This is a genomic window from Caballeronia sp. LZ043, from assembly GCF_031451075.1.
GTDB lineage: Bacteria > Pseudomonadota > Gammaproteobacteria > Burkholderiales > Burkholderiaceae > Caballeronia.
Map to the genome: position 1 here is coordinate 240520 of NZ_JARUXT010000002.1, position 14418 is coordinate 254937.

A 14418-nucleotide genomic window follows, 5' to 3' on the forward strand; every position below is an offset into this window, starting at 1 on the left:
AGACCATAAGACTTCCCTAAGAGAAAGCCATGAATTCCAGCAGGATCTACGCATTCGTACTCAACCCGTGGGTGGTGATCGGCAGCCTGGCGCTCGGCGGCACGTTCGGTCTGCTGATGCCCGCCGAAGCACAGAAGCTCGGCCTGCTCGGCGACATCTATGTCGATCTGCTCAAGATGACCACGCTGCCCTTCATGATCTCGGCGGTGATCTTCAGCCTGCAGCGCCTGTTCCGCGACGGCGGCACCTCGCGCCTGCTGGTGCGCGTGCTGACGGTGTTCCTCGGCGCGTCGGCGACGGTCGCCGCGGTGGGCGCCATCGTGCTGCTGGTCATGCATCCGGGCGCGAACATTTCGACGGCGACGATGCAGACCTTCGGCTTGATGGTGGGCAGCGACAGCTCGTCGAGCGACACGGTCATGAACCTCTACGGCGCCGACCTGCCGCAGAAGACGCTGAGCCTGGCCGACGTGCTGTCGAGCCTCGTGCCGACCAACATCTTCGCGGCGCTCGCCAGCGGCGACGCACTCAAGGCGCTGGTGTTCGCGCTGCTGTTCGGCCTCGCGGTGGGCCGCGTGCCGGAGCGCATTTCGGTGGGCCTGAGCCAGTCGCTCGAAACCGTCTATCACGCGTGCCAGAAGCTGATGCACTGGCTCAGCTATCCGCTGCCGCTGATCCTGTTCTGCATGAGCGCGACGCAACTCGGCAAGTCGGGCGTCGGCCCGCTGCACGCGATGCTGCAATTCGTGATCGCGTTCGTCATCGCGACGGCGCTGCTGATCGTGCTGGCCGCCGCGATCATCTGGAAGCGCTCGAATCACAGCCTCGGCAAGACCCTCGACGCACTGCGCGCCCCGTTCGCGCTGGCGCTCGCCACGCGCAACAGCGCCGCCTGCATGCCGAGCATGATCGAGAGCCTCGTCGATGACCTGGGCTTCGCGCGCTCGCGTGTCGAGCTGCTCGTGCCGCTGACCATTTCGCTGCTGCGCGTCGGCCCGATGGTGTACTACGTGTGCGCGACGCTGTTCATCGCGCAGTTGTACGGGCATTCGCTCGGCGTGGTCGAGATCGTGACGGTGCTGCTCGCGTCGGTGCTGGCGGGCTTCGCGTCGGCGGGCATGACGGGTCTCGTCACGGTGTCGCTGGTCGGCATGACCTGCTCGTACCTGCAACTGCCGTTCGAAGCCGCGTTCATCCTGTTCCTCGCCGTCGATCCGATCTGCGACATGCTGCGCACGCTGGTGCTGGTGATCGGCAACGCGGCGGCGGTTTCGGTGATCTGCCCGCGTCCGCTGAAGATCTAGGAATCCAGGAGCCCACCGTCATGGCACTGATCGGCATTCTCGGCGGCATGGGACCGCTCGCCACGGTCGACTTCATGGACAAGGTCGTGCGGCTCACGCAGGCAAGCCGCGACCAGGACCATCTGCCGATGATCGTCGCGAACCTGCCGCATATCGACGACCGGTCGAGCGCGATCATCGACAACGGCGCCGATCCGCTGCCGGCGCTGCTGGACGGCATCGACCTGCTGAACCGCAACGGCGTGGGCCTGATCGCGATTCCGTGCAACTCGGCGCATCACTGGTACGAGCCGATGCGCGCGCGCAGCGCCGCGCCGGTGCTGCACATCGCGCAGACCTGCGTGGCGGCGGTGCCGCGCACGGCGCGCCGCGTGGCGCTGCTGGCGACCGGCGGCGCGCTCGTGTCGGGCTTCTACCAGCAGGCGCTGACCGAGCTCGACATCGAACCCGTCGTGCCGGACGCGGCCATGCAGCCGCTGGTGCGCGACTGCATCCGCGAAGTGAAGGCCGGCGATCTCGATGCCGCCGCCGCGCATCTCGAAGCCGCGCTGACGCTGCTCGCGGAACAGGGCATCGGCACGGCGCTGATGGCCTGCACCGAGATTCCACTGGCGGCCCGGCGCATCGGGAAGCCGCCGGTCACGCTGATCGACAGCACGCTGGAACTCGCGCGCGCCACCGTCCGTTACGCGTGCGAACGCGGCTGGAACCGCCCGCAATGAAGGCACTGCATACGCTCTCGCAAAGCACGCTCGGGCTCATCGTGTGTATCGCGGTGGGCGCGCTGTGCGGCGTCTTTGCGGAGCCGGCCGGCGCGGCGGCGTATTTCGTCGGCCAGATGTATCTCGCGGTGGTGAACATGGCGGCGATTCCGCTGCTCGTCGTCGCGACCTTCTTCGGGCTGCGCCAGGTAATCGCGCTGCCGCGTCCGCGTACCCGCATCGGCATGATGCTGCTGGTCGCGTTCGGTCTCGTGGTGCTGGGCAGCGTGGCGGGCACGCTGATCGGCGTGATGGCCGGCCCGGGTCAGGACCTGTCCGCCACAGCGCGCGCGCAACTCGGCCGCCTCGTGCTGCAAAGCGCCAGCAGCGCCGAGGACGTGCAGGTCGCGCTGTTCGACCACGGCGCGGCGGCCGCAGCGGGTGCGAGCTTCGTCGGCGTCGGCGACATCTTTCCGGACAACTTCTATCGCGTGCTCGCGCAGGGTCATTCGCTCGGCATCTTCACCGCGACCATCCTGTTCGGCCTCGCGTTCGCGGCGCTGTCGCGCGAACAGACCGGCACGCTGAGCAGCGTGTTTGAAGGCGTGTATCGCGCGCTCGAAACCATCATTGCGCGCGCCAATCTGCTGCTGCCGGTGCTCGCGTTCGGCGTCGCCGCGCATCTGGTGGCGAACACCGAAGCCGCGACGCTCCACGCGATGAGCAGCTTCCTCGTGTGCTTCGGTCTGGCCTCGTGCGCGCTCGGCGGACTGGCGCTCGTGACCATCGCGGTGCGCGCCGGCCAGCCCTTCATGCAGGTGCTGAGCCAGCTGAAGGCGCCGCTGCTGGTCGGCCTCACGTCGGGCAGCGCGACCGCGCCGATTCCGCACACCATCGAAGCGCTCAGCCAGCGGCTGGGTTTCTCGCGCGGCGTCGTGGAACTGGTCGTGCCGTTCGGCTCCGTGTTCGTGCGCGCCGGCGCCGCGCTGTATTACGCGCTCGCCGCCGTGTTCGTCGCGAACCTCTACAACCGGCCGCTCGGCGCGGGCGAGATCCTGATCGTCTGCGCGGCGTCGGTGATCGCCGCGCTGGTGTCGGCGGGACAGGGCGGCGTGGCGTCGGTGGGCTACATGGGCATCGTCCTGTCGATGCTGCACCTGCCGGTGGAAGCGGCCGGCGTGCTGTTCGTGACGCTCGACCTCATCTGCGAAGGGCCGCGCAATGCGCTGAGCCTGCTGTCGGCGTGCATGGTGATCGCGCTGGTGTCGGCGGGCCTGCCTTCGGAGCGCCATGCGGCGGTCGAGGCGACGGGCGGCGTGGCGCGCCTCGATACGACACTGCGCTTCACGTTCACGCGCGGCCAGCTCGCGCTCGCGACCGGCTGCCTGATGACGGTGGCCTCGCTGATCGTGCTGCTGGGAATTGGAGTGGGAGCAAGATGAAGAAGGTGAATCTGATCGTGATGCTGCTGCTGGCGGCCGCGCTTTCGGGCTGCGGCGCGCTGGGCTTGTCGGGCGAAAAGGCGAAGTGGTCGGAAGTCACGCTCGACGCGAGCGACGACATCAACAACAACAGCCCGGTCGCGGTGGACATCGTGCTCGTCAGCGACGAGGCGATGCTCGCGCGCATCGCGGAACTGCCCGCGTCGAAGTGGTTCGCGGGCCGCGAGGATCTCGCGCGCACCTTCCCGAAGGCGCTGCGCTACAAAAGCTGGGAGATCGTGCCGGGCTTTCGCATCGAGGTGAACGGCGAGACGTTTGCGGGGCCGCGCGTCGCGGGCGCATTCGTGTTCGCGAACTATCGGGATCCGGGCGCGCATCGCGTGCGGATCGAGCGCTTCAGCGGCCGCATGGTCGTGCAGCTGAATGCCAACAACCTTATCGTGACGGATTCGAAATGATGCATGACCGCACGCCGGCGGTGACCGAGCGTATCGAGTGGTACGAGGGCATGCTGCTCTCGCCGCAGCATTTCCAGCAGATGGCTGCGCGCGTCGATACGCTCGTCGCGTGGCAGACGCTCGCCGCCGCGCCGTTCAGCTGGGGCGTGCGCAAACTGAGATTCGATCAGGGCCTGCTGCCCGCGGGCCTGCTGCGCGTGCTCGAACTCGACGCGATCCTGCCCGACGGCACCGCCGTCACCTACGACGCGCAGCACAGCGACGGCGCGCGCCTCGAACTTTCGCTGGAGCCGTTCGCGGAGCAGCTGTCGAACGGGCCGCTGGACTTCTATCTGACGCTGCCGGGTGCAGGCGCGATGCGCCGCGCCGCGCAGGTGCGCCGCTTCCGTTCGACGTCCGGCGAGCCGGTGGACGACCAGGTCTCCGATGCCCCGCCCGCCGATATCCCGCGCCTCGTGCCGAACCTCGCGCTCTCGGCAGGTGAAGTGCCTTCCGCGATGCACGTGTGGCTGCGCCTCGGCTCGCTCTACAAGGACAATGAAGTCGTGCATCTCGGTGAGCATCAGCCGCCGCTGCTCGAAATCGCCCGCGACAATCCGCTGTGGACGAGCGTTGCATCGCTGCTGGGCCAATTGCGCGGCAAGGCCGCCTTCGTCGCGCGTCAGACGGCGAATCCTTCGTCGAAGGTCGATGACCGTCTGACACAGCTCGAACTGAAGGACCGCCTGCGCAGCCTGATGAGCGCGCTGCCGCTCGCGGAAGCCGTGTTGCGCACGCCGCATCTGCATCCGCTCGGGCTGTATCACGCGCTCGCGGCGCTCAACGGCTCGCTCGCGACGCTCAAGCCCGGCGGCCTGCCGCCCGCGCCGCCCGACTACGATCACGCCGATCCTCTGGGCGTCTTCACGCCGCTGCTGCGCTCGCTGCGCGAATCGATGTCCGAAGTGAACGAGGAATATCGCGAGCACAAGTTCGAGTTCCGTCATGGCGCGTTCGAACTGGCGCTCGATCCGGACTGGATCGGCGAGCGGCTCGTCGTGGGCCTGCGCGGCCAGTCGGATCGCGACCTGCTCGCGTGGATGGACGGCGCGGTGATCGGCTCGCAGTCGGTGTATGCGTCGCTGCGCAGCCGGCGTGTGCTCGGCGCGGCTCGACGCGGGATCGACTATGCCGAGGATCTCGGCTTGCGCTCGGGCTCGGGCTATCTGCTGTTCGAGCTGATGGCGGAGCCGGCGCTGGTGCTCGCCAGCGAACTGCTCGTGATCGGCAACCCGAATGAAGGCGCGAGCGCGCAGCGCCCGCAGGAAATGCTGCTGTTCGTGAAGGGCTGACGCGCAGCGCATCCACATAGATGAAAGCAGAGACGAAAGCAGGTTAAGCATGGCACGCAACCGACCCGAACCCGAAGAAGACGACGTCGTCACGGAGCAGTTCCGTACCTTTCTCGATGAACTCGTGAAGGCTCAGGCGCGCCTCTCCGAACTGCCCGACGCCGATCCGGACCTCGCCGCGCAAGGCATGAGCCGGCACCTGATCAATCTGCTCGAAATCCAGACGCTGCAATCGCGCCGCGACACGACGCGCTTCGAGATGGAGACGGTGTCGGACGCGCGCTATCTGAAGGCCGTCCTCGCCGACGAACTGCTGCTCAACACCCCGTGGGCCGGGCAGGAGCGCTGGACCGCGTATCTGCTCGAATCGACGCTGTTCCGCACCAATGTTGCGGGCGACCTGGTGTTTCGCCGTATCGAGCAATTGCTGTCGGATCGTGAGCCGTCGCGCCGCAATATCGCGCGGCTGTATCTGTTCACGCTGGCGATGGGCTTCCAGGGCCGTTTTCGCGGCACCGATGCCGCCGCGCGCCTGCGCAGCTATCGCGAGGAACTGTATGAGTTCGTGTATCAGCGCCGCGCGGATCTCGGCGGGCGCGACCGCGTGCTGTCCGAGGCCGCGTATGCGAACACGCTGTCGCACGTCGCGCCGCGCAAGCTGCCGACCGTGAGCCGCTGGGCCGTGATTGTCATGCTGGCGGCGGTGTCGCTGCTCGCGGTGTCGGAGTTGTTGTGGCTGTGGCAGTCGTGGCCCGTGCGCGAAGCGCTGCATGCCGATCCGGTCGCGGGAGTGAGCCAATGAAGCGCCTGATTTCCCCGATGAACACGGCGCGCCGCGCGCAGCAAGGAGCGCGGCCATGCTGACGAGCAATCTCTTTCTGCTGTCGATCGGCGTGCTCACGCTGGTCGTGCTGGCCGTGCTCGGCGCGGTGGTCTACTTCGCGCTGCATGGTTCGCATGCGAAGCCGCAGGCCGAGCGCAAGATCGTGCGGCTGCGCTCGGATTCGCTGCGCAGCGCGTTCCGGCAGGCGGTCGAACTGATCGAGGGCAATATCGCCACGCGCGCGGAACGCTACAACATTCCGTGGGTGATGATCCTCAACGAAGGCGACGATCCGCGTCCGCTGCCGATCGCGCAGGCGGGCGTGGCGAGCGTGCTCGGCGCGGATGCGTCGAGTCTCGCGGCTACCGACGGCATCTCGTGGCACTTCTTCGATCGCGGCATCGTCGTGGATATCAAGGCGGCCTATCTCGGCTCGCCGGATGACGACGAAGGCAAGCCGTGGGACGAGTTCCTGAGCCTGTGCCGGAATTATCGGCCGCAGCGTCCGTTCGATTCGGTGGTCATCACGGTGCCCGCAGCAACCCTGCTCGCCGACGACACCGATGCGCGCCTCGAACTCGTGCGCCACGCGAAGCTTGCGCATCGCCGTTTGTGGCTCGCGCAGAACCGCTTCGCGATGCGTTTCGCGGTGTATGTCGTGGTGACCGGTTGCGATGCGCTGCCGGGTTTCGCGACCTTCGCGCGCGCGTTGCCGGAGCCGCTGCGCGCCAGCATGCTCGGCTGGTCGTCGCCTTACGATCTCTCGACCACGTATCAGCCCGGCTGGGTCGATACCGCGATGAACAGCGTGATGCGTTCGGTGTCGGATGCGAGCGCGGAACTGTTCGCGCTCGATCCCGCGCATCTGGATGCACGCCAGTTCCTGCAACTGCCTTCGCGCATCGACGCCATGCGTGCGCAGCTTCAGTCCTACGTGGATGAACTGCTGCGCGCGAGCGCGTACCATGAGCCGTTCTTCTTCCGCGGCATCTACCTGACCGGCGATGCGAGCGAGTTCGCGCAGTGGAGCGTGGCTCAGGACGCCATGACCGCCGCACCGGAAGCATTGCCGGGAGACGAAGCGCCCGAAGCAGAACACGAACTCGGCGATGGCCGCCGCGAACCGAACGCGCACATCAACGACCTGATGTTGCAGCCCGCGTTCCTGCGCGATCTGTTCGAAAAGAAGATCTTCTCCGAGTACGGCCTCACGCGTCCTTCGCGGTCGCAGCATCTGACGCGGCCGGTGCTCAATCGCGCGCTGCGCTGGGGCGGCGTGGCGCTGCTGGGCGGCTGGGGCATCGGACTGGTAGTGGCGACGGCGCAGCTGAGTCATCGCAACGGCGAACTCGTCGCGGCGCTCGGTTCGCTGCATCGCGATGCGGCCGAGCGTGCCGCCGCCGCGCAGCAAGGCCAGGACATGCCCGCCGACTGGTACCGGCGCAAGGCGCTCGGCCTGATCGCGCTGAATCAGAACATCAAGACCGGCACGGGGTGGACCGTGTTCATGCCGGGCTCGTGGGCCTTCATCGACGATCTCAACGCGCGCGTGAAAGAGCGCTTCGAGCGTGAGTTCGGCGAGATTGCGGTGGCCGCGCTCGAACGCCAGATGGTCGCGCGCGTCAGCACGCTGACCGGCGTGGGACGCGACCCGAGCACGGGGCAACTGATCATCGGCGACGACTGCGCCGCGCCCGCCGGCGCGCGCAGCGATGCGCTCGCGCCCGCGAGCCTCGCCATCGACGATCTGCCCCAGATGCGCGCGCTTCAGCTGTACGTGAACAACGTCGATCAGTTCGACGCCGCGCTGCAGGCGCTGCAACGCTTGCAGCAGCCCTCGTCGGGCAACGCCGACGCGCTGCGGCTCGTCGTGCGCTATGCGCTCGGCGCGGAGTTGCAGGGCAGCGTCGCGGACAGCGTGCCGTACTTCCATCGCGCCCGTGCGGGCCGCGACGGCGTGGCGAGCACGGATGCGGGCGTCGACGTGAATGCGGTGCGCCAGGCGTTCCGCTGCACCCTCGACAAGGGCGCGCAGCAACTCGACAACGGCCTGTTCGCGAACAATCCGCTGCTCACGGCGGAACGCGGCATCAGCGAGCATCTGAATGGACTCGGCATGGCCGATGGCAACGCCGGCGACATCACGCGTATCGCGGCGGGCTATCGCGCGGTGGTGGCGGGCGTCGATACGCAGCGCGAACTGCTGGCCTCGGGCAAGGGCGGCTGGCTGCATCAGGCGCAGTTCATGCCGGGCGCGGTGTATGACCGCACGCTCTCGCGTATCGCGCAGAACCGCCTGCTCGGCGCCGATCTCGCGAACCAGATGCGCCAGCGCGACGACACCGGCTTCCAGGCCTTCCGCAGCGAACTGGCGCTGCGTTTCGGCGGCGCGGACAGCGGCGTGGTCTGGTCGGACAAGGACGCGCGCTACACGGTGTCGCCGGGCCGCGCTGCGCTGCGCGATGCGTTGTCGAACCTGCTGAACCAGCCGTTCATGATCGCGCCGCGCGACCGCGAACTGCCGACGCTCGTCGATGGCACCGCGATCGTCTGGGACCGCACGCAGCTCGATCAGGCGCTCGCGCTCGGCGACATGCGCAAGCGCTTCCTGACCGATGGCCTCGTGAACCTGCCGGCGACGGCGCGTCCCGCTGTCGAGACGGCGCTCGACCAGCAGTTTGCGCGCTTGCTGATTGCGCAGACGGCGTCGGCGGCGAACATCGGTCCCGCAGCGCCGCTGAGCGATGCCGACACCGCCGCCTTCGACGCGGCGCGCGCGCGGATCGCGCGCATCGGCGCGTTGCTGACGGAGCTCGGCGCGAGCGCGCAGATCGACGAACTGAATTCGCTCGTGTCCGACGATGCGATGCAGCACCTTCAGCGGGTCGACGAGGGGCTCTCGCAATCCGAGCTGTACGCGACGCGTCAGGACCTGCCGGACACCGCGCACAGCACGCGTGCGCCGATTCTAGCGGCCTTCGGCGTCAACGATGCGGCCGGTCTCGCGCCGTATCTGGATCAGCAGGCGCAGCGCGCATTGGCGCTCGGCAAGCAGGCCGCGACCTATCTCGCCGCGCTCGATAGCGCCGATGCCGCTTCGCCGCTCGCGCAGCGCTGGCAGGCCATCGAACGCGATCTCGAACGCTATCGGCTCAAGAACCCGAACAGCAGCCTCCTGCGTCTGGAGCAATTTGCTTTGTCGGTGGCGGCGGATCCGAATGGCGCGGGCTGCATGTCGAAGTTCTCGGGCCGCGTGTCGAGCGGCGGCGGCGACGATTACTTCGCGACCCTGCATGCGCGTCTCTATGACCGTCTGCTGGCGCGCTGCCGCTCGGGCTACGTGTTCGACCTGCGGCAGGAATGGGGCAATTTCGCGAGCGCGTTCAACGAGAGCGTCGCGGGCCGCCTGCCGTTCGAGAGCGCCAGCATGCAGCCGGTGGCGGCGCGCGCGAACGCGGCCACGCCGACCGTCGCGGACTTCGGCGAACTGGGGCAGGTGCTGAAGCGTTATGACGCCGTGTCGGAGACCTTCCATGCCTCGGGCTCCACGGCGTCGCTGACCAACAACAAGGTGCGCCAGTTCATCGACAACTTCGATCAGGTGAAGACGCTGCTCGCGCCGCTCTATCCGTCCGACGACGGCGCACCCAACGGCTATGACCTGAACGTCGAGTTCCGCGTGAACCGCAACGCCGAAGTGGCCGGCAACCAGATGATCGACTGGACGCTCACGACCGGCTCGCAAAGCCTGTCGATGAACGACACGCCGCGCACGCTGCACTGGGACTTCGGCACGCCGGTCGTGCTCACGGTGCACTTCGCGAAGGACTCGCCGCTGGCCGCCGCCGCCGATCCGCAGCAACGCGGCTACAGCACCGATGGCCGCACGCTGACCTGGCAGTTCAACGATCCGTGGGCGCTGATCTCGTTCGTGAACCGTGAGCGCGTGGCGGATGCGGGGCCGCGCGGCGACCGCATGTCGCAACTGCTGCGCCTCGAATTCCCGTTGAGCACGGCCAACCCGGCCGATCTTTCGCTGTTGCCGAAGCAGGCGCGCGGGCGCCTCTTCATGCGCGTCACGCTGATGCCCGCGGGCAAGAAGACGCCGCTGCCGTGGCCCGGCAGCTTCCCGGTTCGGGCACCCGAATGGAGCGCACTATGAAACAGGCCTATCCGATGGAAACCGTAGCGACGGTCGTGATCGACTTCGACGCGCTGCTCGAACCGGTCAGCAACGACGACGACAACCACGGCGCGGGCGTGTCGCTGCGCTATGACCCGGTGTATCAGCAGATCCGCGATGCGCGCCGTCACGACGACGCCACGCTGCCGATGGGCGAATGGGAACGGCCGCTCGTCAAGGCGGACTGGAAGCGCGTCGCGGCGCTGTGCTCCGAGGCGCTCGCCACCCGCAGCAAGGACTTCCAGCTGGCGGCGTGGCTGTGCGAGGCGTGGACGCGGATGCATCGCGTCGAGGGGTTGATCGCGGGCACGCGGCTGATGATTGCGCTTGCCGACCGCTACTGGCCGCACGCATGGCCCGAACTCGAACCCGGCGACGCCGACGCGCGCACTGCGCCGTTCGCGTGGCTCAACGAAGCCTTGCCGCTCGTGCTCACCGTGCATCTGCCGCTGCTGATGATCGAGGATCGCGAGCCGGAGTACGTGAACCTCGACGAATGGCAGCACGTCATCACGTCGCAGGCGGGCGAGGGCGCCACGCTCACGCGCGATCTGCTCGACAAGCACGTGCGCCGCGCCGGCAACCTCGCGGCGCTGGTGTCGCTGCATCAGCAGGTAGAGACCGCGCAGGCCGTGTGGCGTACCTTCAGCGCGCGGCTCGACGAGCGGCTGGGACACGACGCGCCGCATCTGGGGCGCGTCGCGGACACGCTCGGACGCGTGCTGCAAGCGGTGACGAGCCTGCTCGGCGACAACGCGCGGCCGGCGCCGGCCGAGCCGATCCATGTCGGCGCTGCACTCGCCCACACTCAATTTGCCTCGCAGGAGCACGCCATGGACACCGTGTTGCACGAACTCCCGACGACGCCCGTTGCTCCCGCGATGCCGCTGAGCGTGGAGTGCGCCGTCCCGCTCTCGCGCGTGGAAAGCCGCGCGCATGCGTATCAGTTGCTCGAACTCGTGGCGGACTATCTCGCCGAGCAGGAACCGCACAGCCCGACGCCCTTCCTGTTGTGGCGCGCGGTGGCCTGGGGCAAGATGCCGCTGCCCGAACTGATGCGCGAAGTCGTGCGCAGCGAAGGCGACATGGCCCGTTATCTGTCGATGCTCGGCATCGAATGACGCTGGTTCGCTCCATGGGTTCGCTCCATGGGTTCGCTCCATCAACAAGACAACAATCATTGACCAACGGGTCCTGTCATGAACATGCCTGCCAGCTTTCCGAGGATTTCGTCGCTCACGCCCACGCTGGGCGCCTTGCCGAGCCCCGACGAATGGATCAAGAAGACTTCGCTGACGTTCTCGAAACGCAGTTCGTCTACGCTCGCCATGGACGAGTGCTACAAGGCGTTCTACGCGCAGGTCAACAAGTCGCCGGATCAGGAACGCTACGCGGCGCACCTGCTCTACAACCAGATGAAGGTCTATCTGCGCGAGAAGCATGGAATGTGGAGCAAGTGCGAGCGCAACAAGGCCAGCAAGGGCTTCATGGCGGATCTCTTCAAGGCGCTGGAGAAGAGCGTGGCGGTGGCGCCGTCGGTCGGGCATGCGGCGGCGCTGGCCAAGATCGATAGCGAAGAGATTCCGCATGCGCGCTTCGGCGTGCTGTACCTGCTCTCCAACATCTCGGTCGAACTGAGCGCGGCGAACTACGCAAGCATGGCGTTCGAAGGCCTGAGCGTGGCGGGCACGGCGGTTTCGCTCGGCACGACCTTCGACATCTCAAAGAACGATCCGACCAAGCTGTCTGGCGACAGCGGCAACGCCATTTTCAGCGCGACCGGCAACAAGATGACCTCGAAGTCGGTCGGGATGGGCAAGCTGCCGAGCCAGAATGCATCGACGTTCATCAGCGCAGGCGGCGGGGCGCTCGGTCTCGGCAAGACGATTGCATCGACGGACGGCACCAACCAGAAGGACGACAGGGTGCTCGGCGCAGCGTTCAGACCCGACACGCCGTTCAAGCTTGCCGAGCAGTGGCAGAAGTTCAAGCAATGGGTGTACAACAAGATCGTCGGCGTCATCGAGACCCTGCGCACCAAGATGCTGGCGGACGGCGACTGGCCCGCGTCGCTGGCCGGCAGCGCGATCAAGGCGCTGATCGAGAAGGCGGTCGTGGCGATCTGCCAGGCGTCCGCGCCGTATGTCGGCTCGGGCATCGAGATCTTCACCGGGCTCGCCAAGACCTTCGCGGCCGTGGCCCAGAAGTTCTCCATGGTGTCCTTGCGCAAGAAGTTCGAATTGCGCGAAGGACATCCGGCCGAACTCGCACGCGCCATCGAAGAAGAGATGGAGATGGATATCGGCGCGGGCGTCAAGGACGTGCTGAAGGGCGTGGGCGGCCTGTCGGCGCAGATCTTCCTGCCGGGCGCGGGCGCGCTCGTCAGCGCGGTGATGACGGCGATCGAATGGCTGGTCAAGACCATCATGCGTCTGGCGGAAGCGCATCGTATCGGCGATTTCCTGAAGCTCGCGCGGCAGATGTACGACCGCGAGCCGCGTCAGAACTATCAGACGGGCAACTTCGCGCCGGCGGCCAAGGACCGTGGCGGCCTCGTGCATGACACGGCGCGCTTCACCGAGTTCTTCAAGGAGGGCTGCAAGGCCAGCGCGATCATCCCGATGCTCACGCTGAACACCGGCATCTGCGGCAGCCTGATGACGATGATCCGCATGGTGAACGATCTCGGCGATACCTCGCAGCGCAGCTATGACGCGGGTACGGACTACTTTTCCGCGTTGAAGCACTACGCGGCGAAGTACATGCGCGATTCCGGCTTCTCGTTCAAGGCGCGCGAGCGCAAGGAAGTGATCCTGCACACGAGCGATGAAACCACGAAGCAGAAGGCGGCCATCAAGAGCGTGCAGGGACTGTTGAATCACGCGCTCAATTCGCACCAGGTCATGTCGGACTGGAAGACGAAGGTGGGGGCGGCGGTGCTGGCCTGAGCGTTGAACGAGCCCGCGCGGCAGGGGCGTTCGCGCTACGCGAAGCGCCTCGCCGAGAACCGTTCCAGCAGCGCGGGGCGTTCCCCTGCGATCAGTTGCGCCGACCACGGCCCGCCCGCGAGCACCACGCGGTCCGCGGGGATGCCGCGCCCATCCGCCGTACCGATCTCGATGCCGCGCACGCTTGCGTTGAGCGTGGCAATCTCCATGCGGGCGCAACGTCTTGCTTCGATCAACGGCCGCGCCAGCGCCTGCACGAAGCCTTGCGGATCGCACCGATGACGCGCGGACGGAAACACGGCGGCTCCTGGACTGATCGCGATCAGTCCATGTCAAGCAGGGCAGTGCGTCGGGCGTTATCGAAAATCGGCAAACCTGCGGGCGTGCCTCATTTCCCGTACATGTCGAAATCGAAGTACTTCGCCTCGATCTTGCGATACGTTCCATCCTTCAGGATCTGCGCGATCGCGCCGTTCAGCGCGTCCCGCAAGTCCGGGTCCGACTTGCGCACGCCGGCGGCGTCGCCGTCGCCCATGATCTTCGCGTCATACACCACGTTGCCCGCGAACGCGTAGCCCTTGCCCGCCGGCGTCGAAAGGAAGCCGAGCTGGCCCTGCACGGCGTCCATCAGCACCGCATCCACGCGTCCGGCCGTCAGGTCCGCATAGGCCTGGTCATAGCTGGGGTACGCAACCACTTCGACGCCCGCCGCCGCCCACTTTTCACGCGCGTAGGTCTCCTGCACCGTGCCTTGCTCGACCGCGATGCGCTTGCCGGACAGCTTGGCCGCCTCGGGCAGCAGATGGTCGCTTGCCTTCGCGATCAGGCGTGTCTGGTTGCGATACAGCCGGTCCGTGAAATCGATTTGCTGGCGGCGCTTTTCGTTCGCCGCCATCGAGGAGAGGATCACGTCGAACTTGCGCGCCTGCAGACCGGGGATCAGGCCGTCGAAGCTGCTTTGCACCCACGCGCACTGCGCCTTCAGCTGCGCGCACAGTGCATTGCCGAGGTCGATGTCGAAGCCCTGCACCTTGCCGTCCTTGGCGACGGATTCGAACGGCGGATAGGTCGGATCGACGCCGACGCGGATCGTCTTCCATTCCTTGGCCTGGGCCAGCGTGGCCGTGGCCATCAGGGCAAACGCGGCAGCGTTCAGCAAGGTCCGGGCGCGGGTAATTTTCATGTGGGCTCCGTGTGGGTGGTGTCGTTGATTGAATGTTCGGGCCGT

Annotated in this window: 11 protein-coding genes; 9 read left to right on the forward strand and 2 right to left on the reverse strand. The window is 67.0% G+C overall.

Going from position 1 to position 14418, the window contains the following annotated elements:
- Positions 1-29 precede the first annotated feature (29 nt).
- From QCE64_RS14450 to QCE64_RS14490, 9 genes are all read left to right on the forward strand, one after another.
- Positions 30-1304 carry a cation:dicarboxylate symporter family transporter gene (locus tag QCE64_RS14450; RefSeq protein WP_309920808.1) on the forward strand — a complete coding sequence of 425 codons (1275 nt, stop codon included), beginning with the start codon at positions 30-32 and terminating at the stop codon, positions 1302-1304.
- 20 nt (positions 1305-1324) lie between these two features.
- Entirely contained in the window at positions 1325-2026 is a 702-nt protein-coding gene (locus QCE64_RS14455) for an amino acid racemase (protein WP_309920811.1), read from the forward strand.
- On the forward strand, positions 2023-3447 hold the full coding sequence (locus tag QCE64_RS14460) for a cation:dicarboxylate symporter family transporter (RefSeq protein WP_309920814.1): 1425 nt from the start codon (positions 2023-2025) through the stop codon (positions 3445-3447). The genes QCE64_RS14455 and QCE64_RS14460 overlap by 4 nt, the downstream gene beginning before the upstream one ends.
- Entirely contained in the window at positions 3444-3905 is a 462-nt protein-coding gene (locus QCE64_RS14465) for a hypothetical protein (RefSeq protein ID WP_309920817.1), read from the forward strand. The genes QCE64_RS14460 and QCE64_RS14465 overlap by 4 nt, the downstream gene beginning before the upstream one ends.
- Complete coding sequence (gene tssK, locus QCE64_RS14470) at positions 3902-5236, forward strand: type VI secretion system baseplate subunit TssK (RefSeq protein ID WP_309834272.1); 1335 nt, start codon at positions 3902-3904, stop codon at positions 5234-5236. Before QCE64_RS14465 ends, tssK begins: the two co-directional genes overlap by 4 nt.
- A 49-nt stretch (positions 5237-5285) precedes the next feature.
- Positions 5286-6038 (forward strand): DotU family type IV/VI secretion system protein, encoded by a 753-nt coding sequence (locus QCE64_RS14475; protein WP_309932076.1) that lies wholly within the window; start codon positions 5286-5288, stop codon positions 6036-6038.
- Between the two features lie 55 nt (positions 6039-6093).
- Positions 6094-10221 (forward strand): type VI secretion protein IcmF/TssM N-terminal domain-containing protein, encoded by a 4128-nt coding sequence (locus QCE64_RS14480; protein ID WP_309920825.1) that lies wholly within the window; start codon positions 6094-6096, stop codon positions 10219-10221.
- Positions 10218-11363 (forward strand): type VI secretion system protein TssA, encoded by a 1146-nt coding sequence (tssA, locus tag QCE64_RS14485; protein ID WP_310004463.1) that lies wholly within the window; start codon positions 10218-10220, stop codon positions 11361-11363. Before QCE64_RS14480 ends, tssA begins: the two co-directional genes overlap by 4 nt.
- Positions 11364-11441: 78 nt before the next feature.
- Entirely contained in the window at positions 11442-13190 is a 1749-nt protein-coding gene (locus QCE64_RS14490; RefSeq protein ID WP_309920831.1) for a hypothetical protein, read from the forward strand.
- A 35-nt stretch (positions 13191-13225) separates the two neighbouring features.
- Here the strand turns inward: QCE64_RS14490 and QCE64_RS14495 are convergent, their stop codons facing one another.
- Positions 13226-13489, reverse strand: a complete 264-nt coding sequence (locus QCE64_RS14495; RefSeq protein ID WP_309920833.1) for a hypothetical protein — start codon at positions 13487-13489, stop codon at positions 13226-13228.
- Positions 13490-13578: 89 nt separating this feature from the next.
- Positions 13579-14373: an ABC transporter substrate-binding protein gene (locus tag QCE64_RS14500; protein WP_310004466.1), complete on the reverse strand. Its 795-nt coding sequence runs from the start codon at positions 14371-14373 to the stop codon at positions 13579-13581.
- Between the last annotated feature and the right edge of the window lie 45 nt (positions 14374-14418).